This window comes from Cellulomonas gelida, from assembly GCF_006538725.1.
In the GTDB taxonomy this organism is placed as follows: Bacteria; Actinomycetota; Actinomycetes; order Actinomycetales; family Cellulomonadaceae; genus Cellulomonas; species Cellulomonas gelida.
Genome location: NZ_BJLQ01000034.1, coordinates 17,447 through 38,128 on the forward strand (window position 1 = coordinate 17,447; position 20,682 = coordinate 38,128).

General features: G+C 74.9%; 20 protein-coding genes, 1 other RNA gene and 1 pseudogene. 10 read left to right on the plus strand and 12 right to left on the minus strand.

What is annotated here, in order from left to right:
• Nucleotides 1–53 precede the first annotated feature (53 nt).
• The gene (locus tag CGE01nite_RS13345) at nucleotides 54–1,799 is read right to left on the minus strand and encodes an FAD-dependent oxidoreductase (protein ID WP_141371358.1); all 1,746 of its coding nucleotides are present in this window, start codon (nucleotides 1,797–1,799) and stop codon (nucleotides 54–56) included.
• A 241-nt stretch (nucleotides 1,800–2,040) separates the two neighbouring features.
• On the opposite strand from CGE01nite_RS13345, the gene CGE01nite_RS13350 reads away from it, so the two are divergent.
• The 5 genes from CGE01nite_RS13350 to CGE01nite_RS13370 all read left to right on the plus strand — a co-directional run bounded on the left by CGE01nite_RS13350 (nucleotide 2,041) and on the right by CGE01nite_RS13370 (nucleotide 7,380).
• The gene (locus CGE01nite_RS13350; RefSeq protein ID WP_141371359.1) at nucleotides 2,041–2,871 is read left to right on the plus strand and encodes an MOSC domain-containing protein; all 831 of its coding nucleotides are present in this window, start codon (nucleotides 2,041–2,043) and stop codon (nucleotides 2,869–2,871) included.
• 69 nt (nucleotides 2,872–2,940) lie between these two features.
• A complete protein-coding gene (locus CGE01nite_RS13355) occupies nucleotides 2,941–4,110 on the plus strand; it encodes a hypothetical protein (protein WP_048342121.1) in 1,170 nt (389 codons plus the stop codon).
• Nucleotides 4,111–4,160: 50 nt separating this feature from the next.
• Entirely contained in the window at nucleotides 4,161–5,348 is a 1,188-nt protein-coding gene (locus tag CGE01nite_RS13360) for a Nif3-like dinuclear metal center hexameric protein (protein WP_141371360.1), read from the plus strand.
• A gap of 89 nt (nucleotides 5,349–5,437) precedes the next feature.
• On the plus strand, nucleotides 5,438–6,178 hold the full coding sequence (locus CGE01nite_RS13365) for a zinc ribbon domain-containing protein (RefSeq protein WP_141371361.1): 741 nt from the start codon (nucleotides 5,438–5,440) through the stop codon (nucleotides 6,176–6,178).
• A complete protein-coding gene (locus CGE01nite_RS13370) occupies nucleotides 6,175–7,380 on the plus strand; it encodes a bifunctional RNase H/acid phosphatase (protein ID WP_141371362.1) in 1,206 nt (401 codons plus the stop codon). The genes CGE01nite_RS13365 and CGE01nite_RS13370 overlap by 4 nt, the downstream gene beginning before the upstream one ends.
• A gap of 93 nt (nucleotides 7,381–7,473) precedes the next feature.
• Here the strand turns inward: CGE01nite_RS13370 and CGE01nite_RS13375 are convergent, their stop codons facing one another.
• The 4 genes from CGE01nite_RS13375 to CGE01nite_RS13390 all read right to left on the minus strand — a co-directional run bounded on the left by CGE01nite_RS13375 (nucleotide 7,474) and on the right by CGE01nite_RS13390 (nucleotide 10,327).
• Complete coding sequence (locus CGE01nite_RS13375; RefSeq protein WP_141371363.1) at nucleotides 7,474–8,646, minus strand: SLC13 family permease; 1,173 nt, start codon at nucleotides 8,644–8,646, stop codon at nucleotides 7,474–7,476.
• Entirely contained in the window at nucleotides 8,643–9,422 is a 780-nt protein-coding gene (locus CGE01nite_RS13380; protein ID WP_141371364.1) for a YaaA family protein, read from the minus strand. Before CGE01nite_RS13380 ends, CGE01nite_RS13375 begins: the two co-directional genes overlap by 4 nt.
• Nucleotides 9,423–9,505: 83 nt before the next feature.
• Complete coding sequence (locus CGE01nite_RS13385; RefSeq protein WP_174773463.1) at nucleotides 9,506–9,838, minus strand: DUF6191 domain-containing protein; 333 nt, start codon at nucleotides 9,836–9,838, stop codon at nucleotides 9,506–9,508.
• Between the two features lie 69 nt (nucleotides 9,839–9,907).
• Nucleotides 9,908–10,327 carry a VOC family protein gene (locus CGE01nite_RS13390; protein ID WP_141371365.1) on the minus strand — a complete coding sequence of 140 codons (420 nt, stop codon included), beginning with the start codon at nucleotides 10,325–10,327 and terminating at the stop codon, nucleotides 9,908–9,910.
• Between the two features lie 60 nt (nucleotides 10,328–10,387).
• Here CGE01nite_RS13390 and rnpB point away from each other — a divergent pair.
• The 4 genes and pseudogenes from rnpB to CGE01nite_RS17370 all read left to right on the plus strand — a co-directional run.
• An RNA gene (rnpB, locus tag CGE01nite_RS13395) (RNase P RNA component class A) lies at nucleotides 10,388–10,784 on the plus strand.
• 77 nt (nucleotides 10,785–10,861) lie between these two features.
• Entirely contained in the window at nucleotides 10,862–11,497 is a 636-nt protein-coding gene (locus tag CGE01nite_RS13400) for a hypothetical protein (protein ID WP_141371366.1), read from the plus strand.
• Between the two features lie 81 nt (nucleotides 11,498–11,578).
• On the plus strand, nucleotides 11,579–12,367 hold the full coding sequence (locus tag CGE01nite_RS13405; RefSeq protein ID WP_141371367.1) for a YcnI family copper-binding membrane protein: 789 nt from the start codon (nucleotides 11,579–11,581) through the stop codon (nucleotides 12,365–12,367).
• A gap of 92 nt (nucleotides 12,368–12,459) precedes the next feature.
• Nucleotides 12,460–12,714 (plus strand): annotated as a pseudogene (locus CGE01nite_RS17370) (copper resistance CopC family protein); the annotation flags it as partial.
• A gap of 92 nt (nucleotides 12,715–12,806) precedes the next feature.
• On the opposite strand, the gene CGE01nite_RS13415 reads toward CGE01nite_RS17370, so the two are convergent.
• The 4 genes from CGE01nite_RS13415 to map form a co-directional block, all read right to left on the minus strand.
• Nucleotides 12,807–13,901 carry a DUF817 domain-containing protein gene (locus CGE01nite_RS13415; RefSeq protein WP_371857588.1) on the minus strand — a complete coding sequence of 365 codons (1,095 nt, stop codon included), beginning with the start codon at nucleotides 13,899–13,901 and terminating at the stop codon, nucleotides 12,807–12,809.
• A 141-nt stretch (nucleotides 13,902–14,042) separates the two neighbouring features.
• A complete protein-coding gene (locus CGE01nite_RS13420; RefSeq protein WP_170210975.1) occupies nucleotides 14,043–14,903 on the minus strand; it encodes an MBL fold metallo-hydrolase in 861 nt (286 codons plus the stop codon).
• A gap of 26 nt (nucleotides 14,904–14,929) precedes the next feature.
• A complete protein-coding gene (ppgK, locus tag CGE01nite_RS13425) occupies nucleotides 14,930–15,682 on the minus strand; it encodes a polyphosphate--glucose phosphotransferase (RefSeq protein ID WP_048342142.1) in 753 nt (250 codons plus the stop codon).
• A complete protein-coding gene (gene map / locus CGE01nite_RS13430; protein ID WP_048342143.1) occupies nucleotides 15,679–16,542 on the minus strand; it encodes a type I methionyl aminopeptidase in 864 nt (287 codons plus the stop codon). The genes ppgK and map overlap by 4 nt, the downstream gene beginning before the upstream one ends.
• Before the next feature lie 81 nt (nucleotides 16,543–16,623).
• Here map and CGE01nite_RS13435 point away from each other — a divergent pair, with 81 nt between their 5' ends.
• A complete protein-coding gene (locus CGE01nite_RS13435; RefSeq protein WP_048342144.1) occupies nucleotides 16,624–16,806 on the plus strand; it encodes a hypothetical protein in 183 nt (60 codons plus the stop codon).
• A gap of 37 nt (nucleotides 16,807–16,843) precedes the next feature.
• Here CGE01nite_RS13435 and panB read toward each other — a convergent pair whose 3' ends face one another.
• The 3 genes from panB to CGE01nite_RS17025 form a co-directional block, all read right to left on the minus strand.
• Complete coding sequence (panB, locus tag CGE01nite_RS13440) at nucleotides 16,844–17,656, minus strand: 3-methyl-2-oxobutanoate hydroxymethyltransferase (RefSeq protein ID WP_141371370.1); 813 nt, start codon at nucleotides 17,654–17,656, stop codon at nucleotides 16,844–16,846.
• A 114-nt stretch (nucleotides 17,657–17,770) separates the two neighbouring features.
• Nucleotides 17,771–19,564, minus strand: a complete 1,794-nt coding sequence (locus CGE01nite_RS13445) for an NAD+ synthase (RefSeq protein WP_229747411.1) — start codon at nucleotides 19,562–19,564, stop codon at nucleotides 17,771–17,773.
• Between the two features lie 465 nt (nucleotides 19,565–20,029).
• Nucleotides 20,030–20,682, minus strand: a 653-nt coding sequence (locus CGE01nite_RS17025; protein WP_218022630.1) for a hypothetical protein, incomplete at its 5' end; no start/stop codon positions are given.

Here is a 20,682-nt window from a genome sequence, read left to right on the forward strand (position 1 = left end):
TCGGGTGGGCGAGCTGGACGGACGGGTGGACGGGTCGTGCTCGGGTGTGGCGGTCATGCCGGGACGAGCTCGGGCGTCACGAGGGCGTGGCCGGCACGGTCGCCGAGCGCGGCGCGCAGGGTCAGCATGCCGCCCGAGAGCGATGCGGAGTCGAACCCTGCCTGCGTGAGCACGCGGTGGGCGATGGCCGAACGCACCCCGGAGGCGCACAGCACGCGCACGGGCCTGCCCTGCGCGGCCTCACGGACCTCGTCGAGGCGTCCGCGCAGCTCGGTGTGCGGGATGTGGAGCGAGCCGGGAAGGTGCCCGGTGGCGTACTCCTGCGCGGTGCGCGTGTCGAGCAGCAGCGCCTCCTGCCGGACCTGGTCGAGGTCCTCGGCGTACCAGAGTCGCAGCGTGCCGTCCATGACGTTCGAGCCCACCATGCCCGCGAGGTTGACCGCGTCCTTCGCCTGCCCGTAGGGCGGGGAGTAGGCGAGGTCGAGGTCGATCAGGTCGCCGATGTGCAGGTGGGAGCGGATCGCCGTGGCCAGGACGTCGATGCGCTTGTCGACGCCGTCGTGCCCGACGCCCTGGGCGCCGAGGACCAGGCCGGAGTCCGCGTCGACGTGCACGACGAGGTGCATCTGGCTCGCGCCCGGGAAGTACCCCGCGTGCTGCAGGGGGTGCAGGTGCAGCGTGCGGAACGCGCGGCCGGCGAGCGCGAGCGCCGCGCGGTTGGCGCCGGTGGTGGCGGCGGTCAGGGCGCCCACGCGCACGATCGCGGTCCCGAGCGGGGTGGGGATGGCGCGCGCGGTGCCCGGCCGCAGGATGTCGTCGGCCACGAGCCTGCCCGCGCGGTTGGCGGGGCCGGCGAGCGGGACGGGGCGCCGCAGCCCGGTGACGGCGTCGGTCGACACGACTGCGTCGCCGACGGCCCACACCTTGTCGGCGGAGGTGCGCCCGTGCTCGTCGACGACGATCGCACCGCGCTCGCACTCGATCCCCGACGCCTCGAACACCTCGGTGTTCGGGCGCACGCCCACGGACAGGACCACGAGGTCCGCGTCGATGCGGGTGCCGTCCGCCAGGACGACGACGTCCTGGTCGTCACCGGGCTCGATCGCCGTGGCGGACACCCCGGCGCGGACCGTGACCCCGAGCGAGCGCAGCTCCTGCGTGACGAGGTGCGCGAGCTCGTGCTCGAGCGGGGGCAGCACGTGCGCGGCCAGCTCGACGATCGTCACGTCGACACCGCGGTGCGCGAGCGCCTCGGCCGCCTCCAGCCCGATGAAGCCGGCGCCGAGCACGACGGCACGGCGGGCGCCGTCGTCGACCAGCCCGCGCAGCGCGACCGCGTCCTCGACGGTGCGCAGCGTGCGGACGCGGGGGGAGTCGAGGCCCTCGATCGGCGGTCGGGTCGCCCGGGCCCCCGGCGCGAGGACGAGCGCGTCGTAGCCCAGGTCGAAGGCGCCCTCGGACGTCTGGACGCGGACCGACTGGCGCTCCACGTCGACCGCGGTGACCTCGTGCCCGGTCCGGACGTCCAGGTCGAGGGCTGCCCGCAGGGACTGAGGGGTCTGCACGAGCAGGCGGTCGGCGTCGTGGATCTCGTCGCCCACGTGGTACGGCAGGCCGCAGTTCGCGAACGAGACGTGCGCGCCGCGTTCCAGCACGACGATCTCGGCGGACTCGTCGAGACGCCGGGCGCGCGCGGCGCAGCTCATGCCGCCCGCCACGCCGCCGACGATGACGATCCGCGTGGCGCCCTCGGGGCGCGCCTGCTCGCGGGGCTCAGGGGTCGTCGCTGCTGTGCTCATGCCACGATCGTACGATACCCCTGGGGGTATATCAACGACGGGCCGCCGACAGGCGTCTGGCCAGGCGATACTTGCCCCCGGGCCGCCATGAGCGGAGTCGGGAACCAGCGGCCCCGACTCACCGCCCCGACTGCACCGACCCAACTGCACCGACCCAGCTGCACCGACCCAGCTGCACCGACCCAGCTGCACCGACCGGAGTGCACCGCCCTCCTGCATGCTCGCATCGAAGGGACGACGCATGACCGCCCCCACCCGCCCGGCTCTCCACGTCTCGACGCTCGCCGTGCGTCCCGTGAAATCCCTGCGCGGGGTCGAGGTCTCCCGGCTGGCACTGGACCGGCTCGGTCCGCGGGGCGACCGGCGGTGGATGGTCGTCGACGGGGCCGGGGACACAGTCACCGCGCGCGAGGTGCCGATCATGCTCGGCCTGACGGCGCGCCCGCTCGACGGTGCGATCGCGCTCTCCGCGCCCGGCCTCGCCCCGATCGTCGTCCAGGAACCGCGCGACGGCCCGCGCGTCGGCGTGACCCTGTCGCGCGTCGGCTGGGCGACCGGGTGCCCGGAGCACGTCGACGCGTGGCTGTCGGCGGCGCTCGGTCGCGCCGTGCGGCTCGTCTGGCTGGACGACCCCGGACGACGCAGCGTGTCGACGCACCACGGTGGGCGCCCCGGCGACCCGCTGAGCCTCGCCGACGCGGCGCCCGTGCTCCTGACGACCGCCGCGTCGCTCGGGGCGCTCAACGACTGGCTCGCGGCCGAGCAGGACCACGCGCCCCTCCCGATGGAGCGGTTCCGGCCGACGCTCGTCGTGGACGGCGACCTCGAGCCGTTCGCCGAGGACGCCTGGCAGCGGGTGCGCGTGGGGGACGTCGTGCTGCGCTTCGCGGAGCGGTGCGACCGTTGCGTGATGACGACGGTCGACCTGACGACCCTGCGCACGGGTCGGGAGCCGACGCGCACGCTCGCCCGGCACCGTCGCGCGGACGGCAAGGTCTGGTTCGGCGTGCGGCTCGTGCCGGAGACCGCGGGCGAGCTCGTCGTCGGCGACCCCGTGGTCCCGCTGGGCTGACGGTCTCCACGCGCGGTGCGGTGGTCGTACGGTGGACCCACCGAGAGGTCCGCTCGACGAGGAGCCGCCATGGGCCCGCACTCTGCACGCCGTCCGCTCACGCTCGCGGCCGTCGCGGTCATCACGACTGCGTCGCTCGCGTCGTTCGCCCCGGCCTCGGCGGCCGAGGACACGCCCACGACGCTGGACGGCCTCACGGTCGTCGACACTCGGCCCGGCATGCCCGGCGGGTACACCGAGCTCGAGCTCGAGGTCCGCCTGAGCGACCCCGACGGGTTGCCGGACACCCTGACGAACTTCGAGACCGAGCCGTACCCGGTCGGCTACGCGAGCGTCGTGCCCTCGACGACGGTGCGCCCCACCGACCTCCGGCGGTCGGAGCTGTACTGGGACCGGCTGGACCGGACCGCGGGCACGTCGACGTCAGGGACCTGGACGGGCACGGCGGTCGTCACGTCGGTCTCGACGGGCACGATCACCGTCACCCGGCTGGTCGTCACGGACGACGACCTGGCGACGACGACGATCCCGGTGGCGGGCGGACCGCGCGTCGTGGTGAGCGGGCCGCCGAGCCTCCCGTGGGAGTACGAGGTGCTGAACGCCCCCGTGAAGGTCGTGACCGGCGCCGAACGGTGGACGCCACAGCTCCGGCTCGTGCGGCGCGACGACCGGGCGCCGGTCGCCGGGGCGGTGAGCGCGGCGTCGAGCCCGGGGGTCGTCGACAAGCCCGACTGGACCTGGCGGACCACGCTCGTCACGCCGCAGTTCCTCGCGCAGTACCCGACCGTGTTCCCGCTGCGGTCCTCGTCGTCCGGCGTGCTCACGCTGCCCACGTACGGCGTGGGGGAGACGCGCTTCGTCGGGTCGCTCGCGGGGTGGGGCTCCGGCGCGCGCCGGTACCTGACGGTCGCCGCGACGGGCCAGCTCGAACCGCCCGTGAAGTGGCAGGCGAGGGCGCGGCTCGCGGCCGAGCGCGGCGACGTGGTCATGACCGGCAACGCGTGGCCCGCACCGTCGGTCCTCGCCGCGGCGAACCCGGCGATCCACCTGCAGCGGCTCGTCGGGCGCACCTGGCGCACCGAGGCGTCGAGCCGCGTGCGCGCCAACGGCCGGTTCACGGTGGTCTGGGACGCGCCGGCGTCGAGCGGGTACTGGGTGCGTGCCTACAAGCCGGGCGGCGTCGACGGGCACGACGTCAGCGTCGGCACGATCGGCCCAGCGACCTGGGTGACGCCATGACCCCCTCATGCCTGATCCGTGGCGCCGGTGGTCGCCGGTAGCGTGCTCGTGTGAGCGCACCCCGCCTGGCCGACGTCGTCCGTCTCCTCGAGCAGCGCTACCCGCCTGCGACCGCGGAGCCGTGGGACGCCGTGGGGCTCGTCGCGGGCGATCCCGACGCACCCGTGCGCAAGGTCCTGCTCGCGGTGGACCCCGTGGCGACGGTGGTGGACGAGGCGCTCGAGTGGGGCGCCGACCTCGTCGTGACGCACCACCCGCTGCTGCTGCGCGGCGTGCACTCCGTCGCCGCGACCACGTTCAAGGGCGCGCTGCTGCACCGGCTCGTGCGGGGCGGGTGCGCGCTGCTCGCCGCGCACACCAACGCCGACGCGGCGACCGGCGGCGTGGCCGACGCCCTGGCCGACGCGTTCGGCTTGCTCGACGTCGTCCCGCTCGTCGCGGACCCCGTCGCGCCGCTCGACAAGCACGTGGTGTTCGTCCCCGTGGCCGACGCCGAGGCCGTCGTGGACGCGATGTCGGGCGCCGGTGCGGGGGCCGTGGGCCAGTACGAGCGGTGCGCGTGGACGACCACCGGCGAGGGGACGTTCACCCCGCTCGCGGGGGCGTCGCCCGCGATCGGGGCGGTCGGGGAGCGCGCGACGGTCGTCGAGGCGCGCGTCGAGCTCGTCGCGCCGCGCGCGCGCCGCAGCGCGGTCGTCGCGGCGATGCGGGCGGCGCACCCCTACGAGGAGCCCGCGTTCGACGTGCTCGAGCTCGCGAGCCTGACGGGCCCGACCGGCACCGGCCGCGTCGGCCGCCTGCCGCAGCCGACGACCCTGCGGGCCTTCGCGCAGGCGGCCGCCGACGCGACGCCCGCCACGGCGCAGGGGGTGCGCTTCGCGGGCGACCCCGACGCGACGATCGAGCGCGTGGCGGTCGTCGGCGGGTCGGGCGACCCGTTCTTCGACGACGTGCGCGCAGCCGGGGCCGACGTCTACGTCACCGCCGACCTGCGCCACCACCCGGCCTCCGAGCAGCGCGAGCGCGCCGAGTTCGACGCCGCCCGGTCCGGCCGCGCGGCGACCCCCTACCTCGTCGACCTCGCGCACTTCGCCTCCGAGTGGCCGTGGCTCGCTCTCGCCGCACGCGACCTGGCGGCCGATCTGCAGGCCCTGGGCACTACGGTGGAGACCCGCGTGAGCGTGCGGCGCACCGACCCGTGGACGGGACGCGCGAGCCGCGCCGACGCCCCGAGCTGACCGACGACCACAGCGACAGACCAGCCCACCCGCACCAGCCCCACCCCACCCCACACCCGCCCCACCGGGCGGGCGCCGGAAGGACACCCGTGCCGAACGCCCCCGCAGCGGACCAGCGACGACTTCTCGACGTGCAGGCGCTCGACACGCGCCTCGACCAGCTCGCGCACAAGCGCCGGACGCTTCCCGAGCTCGCGCGCATCGCCGAGCTCGACGCGCAGGTCGCCGACCTGCACACCGCGCTCGTCACGTCCCAGACGGCCGTGGCCGACCTGCGGCGCGAGCTGGCCAAGGCCGAGGCCGACGTGCAGCAGGTCCGTGACCGCGCCGCGCGCAACCAGAGCCGGCTCGACAGCGGCCAGGGCACCGCGAAGGACCTGCAGGCGCTGCAGCACGAGCTCGAGTCGCTCGCGAAGCGCCAGGGTGACCTCGAGGAGGTCGAGCTCGAGGTCATGGAGCGACTCGAGGCGCACGAAGGTGCGCTCACCGAGGTGCAGGACGCGCACGCCCAGCTCGTCACGGGCAAGTCGCAGATCGAGGCGCAGCGCGACGCCGCGCTCGCGCAGCTCGACGCCGAGGTGGCGCAGGTGCAGGCCGAGCGCGCCACGGTCGCGACGGGCCTCGACGCGGGACTGGTCACGCTGTACGACCGGCTGCGCGCTCAGCTCGGCGGCTCGGGAGCCGCGGCGCTGCGCGGACGCCGGTGCGAGGGCTGCCGTCTCGAGCTGAACCCGCTCGACCTCGACGGGATCAAGGCCAAGCCGGAAGACGCGGTCGTGCGGTGCGAGGAGTGCGGTCGCATCCTGGTCCGGCTGCCCGAGGGCCAGTGACGCGCCGGCTCGTCGTCGAGGCGGACGGCGGCTCCCGGGGGAACCCGGGGCCCGCCGGGTACGGGGCGCTCGTGCGCGACGCGGCGACCGGCCGCGTGCTCGCCGAACGGGCCGACTACCTGGGCATCGCCTCGAACAACGTCGCCGAGTACTCGGGCCTCGTCGCGGGCCTGCGAGCCGCGCTCGCCATCGACCCGAGCGCGACGATCGAGGTCCGGATGGACTCCCAGCTCGTCATCCGGCAGATGAGCGGCGAGTGGAAGATCAAGCACGACGACATGCGACGGCTCGCCGACGAGGCGCGCGCTCTCGTCGACCCCGCGACCGTGACCTGGACGTGGGTGCCGCGCGCCGACAACGGTGCTGCGGACCGGCTGGCGAACCGGGCGATGGACGCGAAGACTGCGATCGTGACCGACCACGACGCCCCCGAGGCGAGCCCGTCCGTACCCCCCGGCTCCGCGCCGTCCGCCTCTGCGCCGTCCGGCTCCGCGCCGGACCCCGGCACGGGGCGCGTGCCGCGGCCGTCGGGAGCCGGTGTGCGGTTCGACGACGAGACGCCGGTGACGGTCGTCCTGGTGCGGCACGGCGAGACCGCGATGACGGTCTCGCGCGGCTACTCGGGCTCGAGCGAGCCCGGTCCGCCGCTCAACGAGCACGGTCGCGCGCAGGCACGTGCGGCCGCGGCGCTCGTCCACCGCGTGGGCCGCGACCTGTGGGGCGACATCGAGTACCCGAGCGAGGTGCGCGCGTCGCCGATGGTCCGCACGCAGGAGACCGCGGGGATCGTCGCCGAGCGGCTCGGTCTGCCCGTCCACACCGACGACCGGGTCAAGGAGGCCGACTTCGGGCAGTGGCAGGGCCTGACCGCGGTGCAGATCGAGGAGCGCTGGCCGGGTCAGCTCGAGCCGTGGCACACGCGCGCCGACGTGCGGCCCCCCGACGGCGAGTCGATCGTCGACGTGGGGGAGCGCCTGGCGTCGCTGTACGACGAGCTGCTCCGGACGTCGCGCGGCCGCACGGTCGTCGTGGTGTCGCACGCGGTGGCCATCCGGGCCGCGCTGGGCCTCGCGATGGGCGCGAACCCGGGGTCGTGGAGCCAGCTGCGGGTCGCTCCCGCGTCGCTGAGCATCGTCCGGCTGTTCGGGGACCGGCGGCACGAGATCGCCGTGGCCGGGGCCCCGAGTGAGGGCTGGTCCTGACGGAGGCCGCAGAGCGCGCTCCCTGACGGTCGATCCGCTCGGCGCCCACGGCGGGCTCTGCCTGGCGGCTCGGCGCGGCCCACCGCCGCCAGGTCAGGACGTCGCGACGAGCGCCGCGACGGACGCGACGAGCGCGAGCGGCGCGAGCACGAGCCCTTGGCGCACGATCGTCCACACCGGGACGTCCAGCAGCACCTGACGGCACCGCTGCCACCACAGGACCGTGGCGAGCGATCCCCACGGCGTGAGGATCGGGGCGACGCCCGTGCCGATGAGGAGCGCGGCCATCCGCAGCGGGTCGCCGGCCGTGGCCGGATCGAGCGCCAGGAACGCGGGCAGGTTGTTGACGGCGTTCGAGGCCAGTGCGCCGACCGCGGCGAGGCGGAGCAGGTCGGCCGGACCGTGCCCGTCGCCCGCGGCGCCGTGCAGCACGTCGGCGAGACCGTGCGCGTGCGCGGTCGCGACCAGCACGAACAGTCCCGCGACGACCACGAGCGTGCGCCACGGCACCATGTCGCCCGGCGACACCGGCAGCGGTCGACGGCGGGCCAGCGTCACCGCGAGCAGCACGACCGCAGCCACCGACGCCGCGACCACGGGCACGACTCCCACGACGAACGCCACCGCCATCGCGGCGACCACGAGGCCCGTGACGCGCAGCAGGACCGTGTCGGGGGCGTGCGGCGGGTGCACGGGCTCGTAGCGGCCGACGACGGCGCGTCGGTCGCGCACCGCGAGCACGATCACCGTGACGACGATCGCGGCGAGCGCGGGCGCCCACATGAGGGTGAGGTAGTGCGCACCCGCCCGTCGGATCTCGTGGTCGGCGAGCAGGTTCGTGAGGTTCGAGACCGGGAGCACGAGCGACGCGGTGTTCGCGAGCGCCACCACGGCGAGCGCCAACGGCAGGGGCGGCGTGTGCGTCCGACGAGCGAGCGCGATGACGGCGGGGGTCAGCAGCACCGCGGTCGTGTCGAGCGAGAGCACCGCGGTGCTGAGCGTCGCGAGCACGACGACGCCGGCCCACAGCACCCAACGTCGACCTCGGGCCGCGCGAGCCGCCACGGCCGCGGCCGCGGCGAACAGCCCGGCCCCCGCGCACAGCTCGGCCACCACGGTGAGCGCCGCGACGAACAGCAGCACCGGACCGGTGCGCTCGGCCAGGGCGACGGCGTCCTCGCGGGGGAGCCACCCGGTGGCGACGGCGACCACACCCACGAGCAGGGCGAGCGCCCACCACGGACGCCCGCGTGGCGGGGCGCTCATGGGACGACGAGCGTGAGCGTGCGCGGGCCGCGCGCGGGCCGTTCCCCGAGCTCGACCGCGAGGAACGCGGACCCGATGAGCTCGTTCGCGGCGGTCGCGAGCGCGGCGGCGTCGCGTGGCGGGCGCGGGCGCCGCGTGACCAGGTGCCGGGTGAGCACGCCGCGGGCGTGCTTGGCGTTGTGGGAGACGACCGCGCGCCTGCCGTCGAGCTCACGCTCGACGCGCACGTTGACCCAGTCCGCGGTGGTCGGCGGGCGCCACATCGCGACGTAGTCGGCCGAGCGTCCGTCGACGACCAGCGCGCCGTCGGCCTCGTCGTCGAGCACCTCGGGCAGGCCCGCGCGCCAGAACGCCGCCAGCGGGCCCACGCCGGGCAGGTCCACGCCGCCCGACAGGCGGTACGCGGGGATCACGTCCTCGGGCGTCACGACGCCCCACAGCCCGGAGAAGATGCGCACGTGCCCGTCCGCGCGCCTGCGCTGCGCCGGCGTCAGCCGGTCCAGGCCGGCGGCGGCGTAGAGGACACCCGTGTAGACGCTGCGCGCGGGAGCTGCCGGTGCGTCGCGCAGACCGGTGTTGCGCGCGACGTCGTCGGCCAGCCCGGGCGAGACCCCGAGGAGGGCGACGGCGTCGGGCCGGGTCGAGGTCTCGACGAGCGCGTCGAGCAGCTTGGCACGCGCGGGGGTCAGGGTGGGGTGGGACAGCGAGTCGAGGTCGACCGGGGCGCCGCGGCGCGGGGCGGTCTTGCCCTCGGAGGGAGGAAGCAGCACGAGCACCGGACGACTGTAGGCCGCGCAGGTGTCGACGGCGCGCGCGGTCCGTGCGGCGCGCTCACTGCCGGGCGCTCACCGCCGCGCGGTCAGGCCGTCGGGGCGTCCGGCGTCCTCGCTGGACCGGGCGGCTCGTTCGTCGCGGCCGGGAGCACGACCGTGCCGGAGTCGAGGTCGAACGGCGGCGCGTCGTCGCCCGCGTACTGGATGTCCAGCCGCTGGCGCTCCTTCTCGGCGGTCAGGTGCTCACGGTTCGGCTGGAAGACGTCCCCGAGCGAGTCGAACAGCCCGCCGATCGACCCGGTCCCCTCGCGCTCGACGCGCGGTCGGTCCAGGAAGCGGTCGAACGCGCCGCGTGCGGTCAGGCGGTCGACGACGACGAGCAGCACCGCCACGACCGCGAGGGTGACCCACCATCCCATCGACCCATGCTCGCACGCCCCCGGGAGGCGACGCCGGGAGCCGGTCACCGTCGGCACGCGGTGGCCGGCTCAGGACTCGGCGTTGTCCTCGAGCTCGGCGGCGAGGGCGGCGGCCGCCTGCGACGGCGTCCCGCGCAGCAGGCAGAACTCGTTGCCCTCGGGGTCCGCGAGGACCACCCACGGGACCTCGCCCTGACCGATGTCGACGCGCGTGGCGCCGAGCGCCAGGAGCCGCGCGAGCTCGGTGGCCTGGTCCGATCCCTCCGGGGGCCGCAGGTCCGGGTGCACGCGGTTCTTCGTCGACTTCGCGTCCTGCACGCGGATGAACAGCCAGTTCGTCGCGTCGCCCGACGGCGGGCTGATCTCGATCTCGTCGTCGTCCGGTGCCGGCTCCCAGACGTAGCGCCAGTCCAGGACCTCCGCCCACCAGGCCGCGAGGGCGTGCGGGTCGCGCGAGTCGATCGTCAGCTGGGAGACCACGGGAGCCATGCCCGACACCGTAGGGCGCACCGGCCGGCCCCGCTCGGCGGGTAGCATCGGCGACGCGGATGAGTCAGCCAGGCGGCCGCGTCGGTCCGACCCTCGGGTCGGTCCGCCGAGGAACGTCCGGGCTCCGTAGGGCAGGGTGGTGGGTAACACCCACCCGGGGTGACCCGCGGGACAGTGCCACAGAGAACAGACCGCCTCCCCGGACCGGTTCGCCGGACCGGGGCGGTAAGGGTGAAACGGTGGTGCAAGAGACCACCAGCGCACCGGGTGACCGGTGCGGCTAGGTAAACCCCACCCGGAGCAAGGTCAGACAGGGAGTGCTCGAGGGCTGCCCGCCCGAGCTCCCGGGTAGACCGCTGGAGGCGTGCGGCAACGTACGTCGTAGATGGATGGCCGTCACCTGTGCGCGGGCAACTGCGCACGGGGACAGAACCCGGCGTATCGGCTGACTCATCCGCCCTAACCGTTCAGGTGCGGTCATCCTCACAGGCCGCGAGCGGGACTTTGGTCCTGCGCGCGGGCTAGCGTGGCCGCGTGACCACGCCGACGTCCGGAGCGCCGCGCCTCGCGCGGGCCGCCGGACTGTCCGTGCTGGTCGTCGCGCTGGCGGCGCTCGCGCACGCGCTCGGCGGCGGGTCCGCACCCGCTCCCGGGCTCGTGCTGGCGCTCGTCGCGCTCTCGCTGCCTGTCACCGTGCTCGTCGCGGGCCGCCGGATCACGTGGCCGGCCGCGCTCGCGGTCCTGGCCGTGGGGCAGCTCGTGCTGCACCACGCGTTCGCCGTGGTCGGCTCATGCGGTGAGGTGGCGCCCGACGCGGGCGCGCACGCCCACCACGGGGCGACGGCGCACCTGACCGCGCAGGCGTGCGGCGGCGGTGCGGTCGCCGCTGACGCGCTCGTCGACGGCCGCAGCATGCTCGCGTGGCACGTCCTGGCGACCGTGCTGACCGCGCTCGCCGTCGCGGGCGCCGAGCGCGGGGCCGCCCACGTGGCCGCGGTGCTCGCGCCGCTCCTGCGGGTGCCCGCGGAGCTGGTCGCCCCCGTGCTCGTGCGCGTCCTGCCGCGCGACGACTCGTCCGCTCCCGTCGCCACGCTGCACCTGCGCGGCGCGCCCTCTCACCGGGGTCCTCCGTCGGTGGCGCTCCCGCCCACCGGCACACCGCCGGCCTGACGGCCCGAGAGGGTCGTCGGCGTCGAGCGGTGCGTCGTCGTTCCCGCCGCCGACGCGGCACTCCCGTGAGGACCCCTCGTCATGACCCCATCCCTGCGCGCCCTCGCGCGTCCCCGATCCGTCCCCGCCGCACGTCCCAGCCGGGTGCGCCGCACCCTCGTCCTCGTCGCGCTCGGTGCGCTCGTGGCCCTACCCGCCGGGCCGGCGTCCGCGCACGTGCGCGTCGTGCCCGAGTCGACCGCCGCGGGCGGGTGGAGCGCGCTGACGTTCCGCGTGCCCACCGAGTCGGACACCGCGTCGACCGTCGCGTTGTCGGTCGAGCTGCCGTCGGACGTCCCGTTCCTGTCGGTGTCGACCCGGCCCGTCCCCGGCTGGACCGCGACGCTCGAGCGGGCGCCCTTGCCCGAGCCCGTGGACTTCTACGGCACCACGCTGACCGAGGCACCCGCGCGCGTGACCTGGACGGTCGATGACGCGCAGTCCGCCGTCGCGCCCGGGCAGTTCCAGGAGTTCGAGATCTCGGTCGGACCGCTCCCCGAGGACGCGGGCACGGTCGTCGTGCTCCCTGCTGAGCAGACGTACTCGGACGGCACGGTCGTGCGCTGGGCGGACGTCGCCACGGGCGACGGCGAGCCCGAGCACCCCGCGCCCGTGCTCGTCGTGACGGAGGCCGAGGACGAGGCCGGGGCTGCCGCCCCTGTCGCGGCGCCGGCCGAGCCGGAGCGTCCGAGCGCGTCGGGTACGGTCGCTGCGACGAGCCGGCCCGACGGGCTCGCGCGTGCGCTCGGCGGAGCCGGGCTGCTGCTCGGCGCCGCGGCGGTCGTGATCGCGCTCGTCGGCCGCCGATCGACGACCGAGGGAAGGAAGTGACCGTGCGCATCGCGAGGCTTCTCGCCGGGCTGCTCGCCGCCGGAGTGCTCGTCATCGGTGGGGGCACGGGCGCCCAGGCGCACGACGTGCTCGTGTCGAGCGACCCGCGACCCGGCTCCGTCGTGGAGCGGGCACCCGAGGCGATCACGCTGACGTTCTCGGCACCCGCGCTCGCGATGGGCACGAAGATCGTCGTGCGCACGCCCGACGGCCGTGACGCGGCCGACGGTGCCCCGGAGCTGGTCGACTCGACCATCCGCCAGCCCGTCGCGGGCTACCTGCCCGCGGGGGAGTACACCGTCGAGTGGCGCGCGACGTCCGCCGACGGGCACCCGGTGGACGGGACGTTCACGTTCTCGGCCGCGGGCGCGGTCGGCGAGCCCGAGCCCACGGCGACGCCGTCGCCCGACCCCGAGCCCACCGCGGAGGCGACGACCGGTCAGCCGTCGCCGCAGGTCGATCCCACGCCGTCGGCGCTGCCGACCATCGACCCGGGCCCGCGCAGCGGCGGTCCGGCGACGTTCGTGATCGGCGGGCTGTTCGTCGTCCTCGCAGCAGGGGTGGTCGCGGTGCTCGTCTCGGCCCGACGCTCGCGCGGTCCGGGAGCCTGAGCCGACACGTCCCGCGTCCGCTCGTCGGGCGGGCGCGGGACGTGCAGCCAGGCCACCAGTACCACCGAGATCAGCATGAGCAGGAACCAGGCCACGAGCTTGTGCACCGAGACGAGGTGCCAGCCCGCGGCCTGCGCCGGGTAGAGCCAGGCGCCCGCGAGCGTCCCGAGGTTCTCGGCGATCCAGATCACGCCCGAGACGAGCACGAACGCCACGAGCACCGGCATGCGCCGCACGCGCGTGAGCACCCGGAAGTGCATGACGCACCGCCCGTACAGGACGACCACCGCGGCGACCAGGAGCCAGCGCGCGTCCCACCACCAGTGGTGCGTGAAGAAGTTCGCGTAGATGGCGCCGGCGAGCAGCGCGGTGAGCCAGCGCCGGGGGTAGCGGTCGAACCGCAGGTCGAAGATCCGCATGACGCGCGCCAGGTACGAGCCCACGGCGCCGTACATGAAGCCCGAGAACAATGGCACCGCGCCGATCGCGAGCACACCGCCGGACGCGTACGACCACGATCCGGCGTCGGTCTTGAAGACCTCCATCGCGGTCCCGACGACGTGGAACAGCAGGATGACGCGCATCTCGCGGGCCGTCTCGAGCCGGGTCGCGAGCATGAGCACCTGGATCGCGACCGCGACGAGCGTCAGGGCGTCGTTGCGGGCCAGCGGCGCGTCGGCGGGGTACCAGAGGCGGGTCGCGAGGATCGCCGCGAGCAGGAGCGCACCGAACAGGCACGCCCACGCCTGCTTGAGCGTGAAGACCACGAGCTCGACGAGCCAGGCCCGCGGCCCGTCCGTCGGCAGCCGCTCGAGCCGCCGGTGCGCCCAGGCGTCGGTCCGCTGCTCGACGGACGTCATCCCGCGCTCGACGGCCGAGCGTGCCTGCGTCAGTGGCCGGGCCAGCCGGTGGGCGAGGAGCACAGGCTCAGCCCAGCACGGCGGCGCCACCGGCGGGCTCGGTTCGTGTGGAGGTTGTGGGCGAGTGGCGCGCAGGTGTCGGGCGTCATGGCTGGTCCGCGCCCGTGCGGCGGCCGCAGCCCAGCGGGGATCAGCGCGACGGGGTCAGCGGGGCGCTGTGGGTCGCCCGGGCCGACGGAGGACGAGCTCGCGCTGCTGCTCGTGCGCCGCTCGCTGCGCGGGTGCGGCGAGGCGCGCGTCGTCGGTGTCCTCGCCGCGCGCGAGTGCCGAGAGGTAGGCCCGGTCGGCCGCGACGCGCTCGGCGAGGTCGGCGCCCACGGTCCCGTGACCCGGGACGACGATGCCCGCACCGCACGACGCGAACGCGTCCAGGGCGGCCAGGTGGTCGCCCACGGGATCGGCCGCGTGGTCGTCGAGCAGCGGGATCTCGAGGTCGCTGAGCATGTCGCCCGCGACGAGCACCCCCGTCTCGGGCAGCAGCAGCGCGCTGTGGCCGGGTGCGTGCGCGCGGTGTGACAGGACCAGGGTGCGGGGGCCGGGCCAGCCGGTCGCCTCGTGGTCGAGGACGCGCCAGGCACCGGTCGGCGCGGCTCCTGGCGTCTCGGGGCGCAGCGCCGCGGGCCGGGGCAGGGGCGCGATGGGCGCCGGCCGGTCGTCCGGGCGGTCGCGCAGCGCGCGGGCGAGCTCGTCGTCGGCGTCGCGCTGAGCGGCGAGGCGAGCCACGGTCACGTCGTCGATGCCCTCGCCGGACCACGTGGCCCAGCGGGGGACACCGGACAGCCCGGCGCCGTCGAGGACGTGGTCCCAGTGGGCGTGCGTCGACCAGACGGCGACGGCGCGCCATCCCCGCGCCCGCAGGGCGGCCCCGAGTCCTGCGACGTCGCGCGCGGTCACGGCGGGATCGACGACGAGGCACGCGCCGTCGTCACCGACCACGATCGTGCTCGTCGTCGTGTACACCTCGCTCGTGGCGACATGTACGCCGGGCGCGACCTCGACGAGCACGCGCGCGTCGGGCGATCCGGCGGTGGTCAGTGGTCCGCCGCGAGCGCCGCAGCGCCCACGATGCCCGCCGCGTTGAGGAGCTCTGCCGGGACGATCTTCGTCCGCAGGTCGAGCAGGGGCAGGAACTTCTCGTGGTGCTTGCTGACGCCGCCGCCGACCACGATGAGGTCCGGCCAGAACAGGTTCTCCACCACGGAGAAGTAGCGCTGCAGGCGCTGCGCCCACTGCTCGAAGTCGAGGCCGTCGCGGTCGCGGGCCGCGTCCGACGCGCGGGTCTCGGCGTCGTAGCCGTCGATCTCCAGGTGCCCGAGCTCGGTGTTCGGGACCAGCCGGCCGTCGACCACCAGCGCGGAACCGATCCCCGTGCCCAGCGTGACGACGAGCACCACACCCTCGACGCCCTTCGCCGCGCCGTACCGGGCCTCGGCGAAACCCGCGGCGTCGGCGTCGTTGACCGCCACGACCGACCGGCCGGTGGCCTTCGAGAACAGCCGTTGCGCGTCCGTGCCGATCCACGAGTCGTCCACGTTCGCCGCCGACTGCGCGACGCCGTGCAGCATGACCGCGGGGAACGTGATGCCGATCGGCACCTTCTTGTCGAGGTCGAACGAGTCGACGATCTCGCCGACCGTCGCGGCCACCGCGTCCGGGGTCGCAGGCTGCGGCGTGGGGATGCGCAGCCGGTCGTCGGCGAACTCACCCTTCGCCAGGTCCACGGGGGCGCCCTTGACGCCGCTGCCGCCGATGTCGATGCCGAACGCGAGGTGGTGGTGGCTCATGGCAGTGTCAGGATCTCCGCTCCGTCATCGGTGACCAGCAAGGTGTGCTCGAACTGCGCCGAGCGGCGACCGTCGGCCGTCAGGACCGTCCAGTCGTCGTCCCACATGACCCAGTCCGGGGTCCCGAGGTTGAGCATGGGCTCGATCGTGAACACCATGCCGGGCTCGATGACCGTGTCGTACTGCGGTGCCGCGTCGTAGTGCGGGACCACGAGACCCGTGTGGAAAGCGGGTCCCACGCCGTGCCCGGTGTAGTCGCGCACCACGCCATACCCGAATCGTGCGGCGTACTTCTCGATCACGCGACCGATGACGTTGATCTCGCGGCCCGGCTTGACGGCCTTGATCGCGCGGTCGAGCGACTCCCGGGTCCGTTCGACGAGCAGCCGCGACTCCTCGTCGACGTCCCCGGCGAGGAACGTCGCGTTGTTGTCGCCGTGCACGCCGCCGATGTACGCGGTGATGTCGACGTTCACGATGTCGCCGTCCTCGATCACGGTCGAGTCCGGGATCCCGTGGCAGATCACCTCGTTGAGGCTCGTGCACAGCGACTTCGGGAAGCCGCGGTAGCCGAGCGTCGAGGGGTACGCGCCGTGGTCGAGCAGGAACTCGTGCCCGATGCGGTCGAGCTCGTCGGTCGTGGCGCCGGGGCGCACGTGCGCGCCGACCTCGGCGAGCGCCTGCGCTGCGAGGCGGGCCGCGACGCGCACCGCCGCGATCGTCTCGTCGTCCAGGACGTCCGGCCCGGTGTAGCGCTGCGGTCCCGGCTTGTCGACGTACTCGGGACGGGCGATGGTGGACGGGACGGCACGCCGTGGACTGATCGTGCCGGGGACGAGCATGGAGCGGACGGGCGACATGCCTGGCAGTCTACGGAGCGCGCGCACGCCCACGCGGAGTGCGCGCTGGTCGGACGAGTCGGTCGCACGAGGGAGGCAGCGGTGGGCGAGGACACGCGGGAGTACTGGTACAACACCGAGACCGGGCAGGTCGAGGAGGGGCGCCGCAGCGACTGGAGCAAGGTCATGGGCCCGTACCCGTCGCGCGAGGCGGCGAGTCACGCGCTCGAGCAGGCACGCGCGCGGTCGGCGGCCTGGGACGCGCAGGACGAGGCCGAGCGCTGACCCCACGCGCGCGGCCGGCGCCCGAGGGCTCACCGGCTCACTGCAGGAAGCTGTGCTCCGCGTCCGGGAACGTGCCGTCGCGGACCTCGTCGACGTAGGCGGTCGCGGCGGCCCGGAGCGCGGCCCCGACCTCGCCGAACCGCTTGGCGAACCGCGGCGACCAGTCGCCCATGCCCGCCATGTCGACCCAGACGAGCACCTGGCCGTCGCATTCGGCGCCCGCGCCGATGCCGATCGTCGGGATGGCGACGATCTCGGTGATGCGCGCCGAGACCGGCGCCGGGACCATCTCGAGCACCACGGCGACGGCGCCCGCCTCGGCGACCGCGAGCGCGTCCTCGGACAGCGCCTCCGCGGCCGTGTCGCCGCGGCCCTGGACCCGGGGCCCGCCCAGCAGGTTCTCCGACTGCGGCGTGTAGCCCAGGTGCCCGACGACCGGGATGCCCGCGGCCGTGACCGCGCGGATCTGCGCCGCCGAGCGCTTGCCGCCCTCGAACTTCACCGCGTCCGCGCCGGTCGTCTTCATGACGCGCACCGCCGTCTCGAGCGCCTGCTGCGGTCCGGACTCGTACGAGCCGAACGGCAGGTCGACGACGACGAACGCGCGCCGGGCGGCGCCCGCGACCGCACGCGCCGCGGGGATCATGTCGTCCACGGTCACGGGCAGCGTCGTCGTGTGACCGTGCATGGTGTTCCCGATCGAGTCGCCGACCAGCAGCATGTCGACACCCGCCTCGTCGAAGATCCGGGCGGTCACCGCGTCGTAGGCCGTGAGCATCGTGAGCCGGCGCCCGGCCTCCTTGGCCTCGCGCAGGTGGTGGACGCGCACGCGCTTGGGTGTCTCGGTCATCGTCACTCCGTTCGGTGCTGCGGGGTAGGTCCTGCGGGATGGGTCTGCGGGGTGGGCCTGCGGGGTGGGCCTGCGGGGTGGGCCTGCGGATCGGCCGCACGGAGGCCCGAGGGCTCAGGGCTCGCGCCAGCGTGACGTCACCGGCAGCCGTCGGTCACGACCGAACGCCAGCGCCGTGACCTTGGGGCCCAGGGGGTACTGCCGCCGCTTCCACTCCGCGCGGTCGACCAGCTGCAGCACCCGGTCGACGACGTGCTCGTCGAACCCGCGGGCGAGGAGCTCGGCGCGACCCTCGGCGTGCTCCACGTAGGCGTCGAGCACCTCGTCGAGCAGGTCGTAGGGCGGCAGCGAGTCCTGGTCGGTCTGGCCGGGCCGCAGCTCGGCGCTGGGCGGCTTGGTGATCGACGACTCCGGGATCGGCGGGATGTCGCCCCGGTCGACCGCGTGGTTGTTGCGCCACCGCGCGAGCGCCCACACGCGCGACTTGTCGACGTCCTTGAGCGGGGCGTACCCGCCGATGCTGCCCGCGTCGTAGATGGTGGCGTAGCCGGTCGCGAGCTCGGACTTGTTGCCCGGCGCGATCACCAGGTGACCCTCGCGGTTCGAGATCGCCATGAGGATCACGCCGCGCACGCGCGCCTGCAGGTTCTCCTCGGCGACGCCGTCGAGCGCGAGCTGGCCCTGGAACGCGTCGACGACCGGCGCGATCGGCTGCACGCGGTAGTCCGCCCCGATGCGCCGGGCGAGGTCCTGCGCGTCGTCCTTGGAGTGCTCGGACGAGAACGCCGAGGGCATCGAGACGCCCACGACGTTCTCGCCGCCGATCGCGTCCGCCGCGATCACCGCGGTGAGCGCCGAGTCGATCCCGCCCGAGACCCCTAGCAGAACCGACCGGAAACCGTTCTTGCGCACGTACCCGGACAGCCCGAGCACGACCGCGCGGTACGTCTCCTCGTCGGGGTGGAGCGCGGGGACCTGCGGACCCGGGAGGGACGGCTCGCCCTCGTCGGCGAGGTCCCACAGCAGCAGGTGCTCGACGAACTGCGGCGCGGTCGCCAGGGGGGTGCCGTCGCGGTCGACGACGAACGAGCCCCCGTCGAACACGAGGTCGTCCTGCCCGCCGACGAGGTTGACGTACAGCACCGGTGCGTCGACCTGCTCGGCCCGTCGCGCGGCGAGCTCGGCCCGCACATGGCCCTTGCCCTCCTCGAACGGCGAGCCGTTGAGCACGACGAGCGCCGCGACCTCGTTCTCGTCCATGAGCGAGACGGGCCCGCCGTCCTGCCAGATGTCCTCGCAGATCACGACGCCGATGCGGCGACCAGCCACGTCGATCACGCAGATCTCGTCGCCGGGGGAGAAGATCCGGTACTCGTCGAACACGCCGTAGTTGGGCAGGTGGTGCTTGGAGTAGCGCGTCTCGACGCGGCCGCCGCGCAGCAGCACGGCGTCGTTGGTCGGCCGGACGGCGTCGGACGCCTCGGGGCGTCCCGCGACCACGTCGCCGACGAGCTCGGAGTCCGGCAGCGGCGCCGTCGGTGTGCCCGGTTCGACGAGCCCTTCGGGCCCCGCGCCGCCCGCCCGCCCGTCGTCGGCCTGTCGGTCCGTCCGCAGCCGGCGCGCCGCGCGCTCCCCGACGGACCCGACGAGCACGGCGACGTCACCCAGGCCCGCCTCGTCGAGGTCGACCGCGAGCCGCTCGAGCGTCGCCTGCGCGGCGCGCCGGAACGACGCACGCAGCGCGAGGTCCTCGATCGGGTAGCCCGTGAGGGTCATCTCCGGGAACACGACGAGCTGCGCACCCTCGTCGGCGGCTCTGCGCGTCCACTCCAGCACGTGGCGCGCGTTGCCCTCGAGGTCCCCGACACACGTGTCGACCTGCGCCGCTGCCACTCTCACCCGACCCACGCCCCCGACCCTACCGACCTCGCTCCACCCCGACCGCACTCCACCCTCACCGCACTCCACCGCCACCGCACTCCACCCCCACCGCCACGGCGTGCCTCCCACCCGCGCCCGACACCGCCCGCGTCGTGCCACGCGCTCGACACCTCCGACGCCCACCGCCGTCGCGCACCTCCCACCACCCCACCCCGTCGGCCGGCACCCGCGCCGCCCCACCGGACGTCATGCGCTTCGCCGCCGTGCCGCCCCGCCGACCCGCGCCCGCGTCTCGAGGGTCGATGCAGCGATGAATGCAGCGACGAAGAGCGCACTCTGCGCGCTTCCTGCATTCATCGCTGCACCGTCGGACGGCGGTGAGGACTTGCGACCGGTTCGGTGCGCGGACAGCGCGGCGTGGGCCGTTGACGGGCGGGCGAACGGCCGCGCGGGCGGAGCGAGCAGGGCGTGGCCGGGCGGGTCGTGGCGCGGTCAGCGGACGGGGCGGGGGGTTGCTCGGGCGGCCGTACGGGGACGTGTCCGGAGTGACAGGTACGTGCGCTCGAGACGCGCGAGGACGTCGTCCGGGCTGGCGCGGATCTCGCGGGGTGTCAACGCGATGCGGATCACTCCTGCCTCGGCGAGCGCGCTGTCGGCGCGAACCGTCTGCGTCCACGCGTCACCGTCCGCGTGGTACGCGTGCGAGTGCACCTGGACGGCGAGCCCGACGTCGTCGAACCACAGGTCGGGGGTCGGCAGCCGGACGCCGTCGGGCCCGACGAGCTCGGGGTTGAGCAGGGGAGTCGGCAGCACCGCGCTCCGGCGGACGAGCCGGACCAGGTCGTGCTCGGCGACGGACCAGGCGCCTGTTGCAGCCGCTGCGATGCCCGCCCGCAACGTCGCCGAGCGCTGGCGTGGGCCGGCGTAGAGCTCGTCGTGCAGCAGCGTGAGCGTCGTCGCCCGGCGCTGCACCGCCTCGATGACGAGGGCCTCGGCGAACCGTGCGTCGGTGCTCGCCCGGCATGCGTCGGCGACCGCGCGGGCGGGCAGAGCGACCGGCAGCGGTCCGAGCTGACGCCGTGCGTGCGGCATGCGGTGCGTGCGGGACACGCGGACGAACGCCGCCCGCCGCGGGGCGCGGCGGG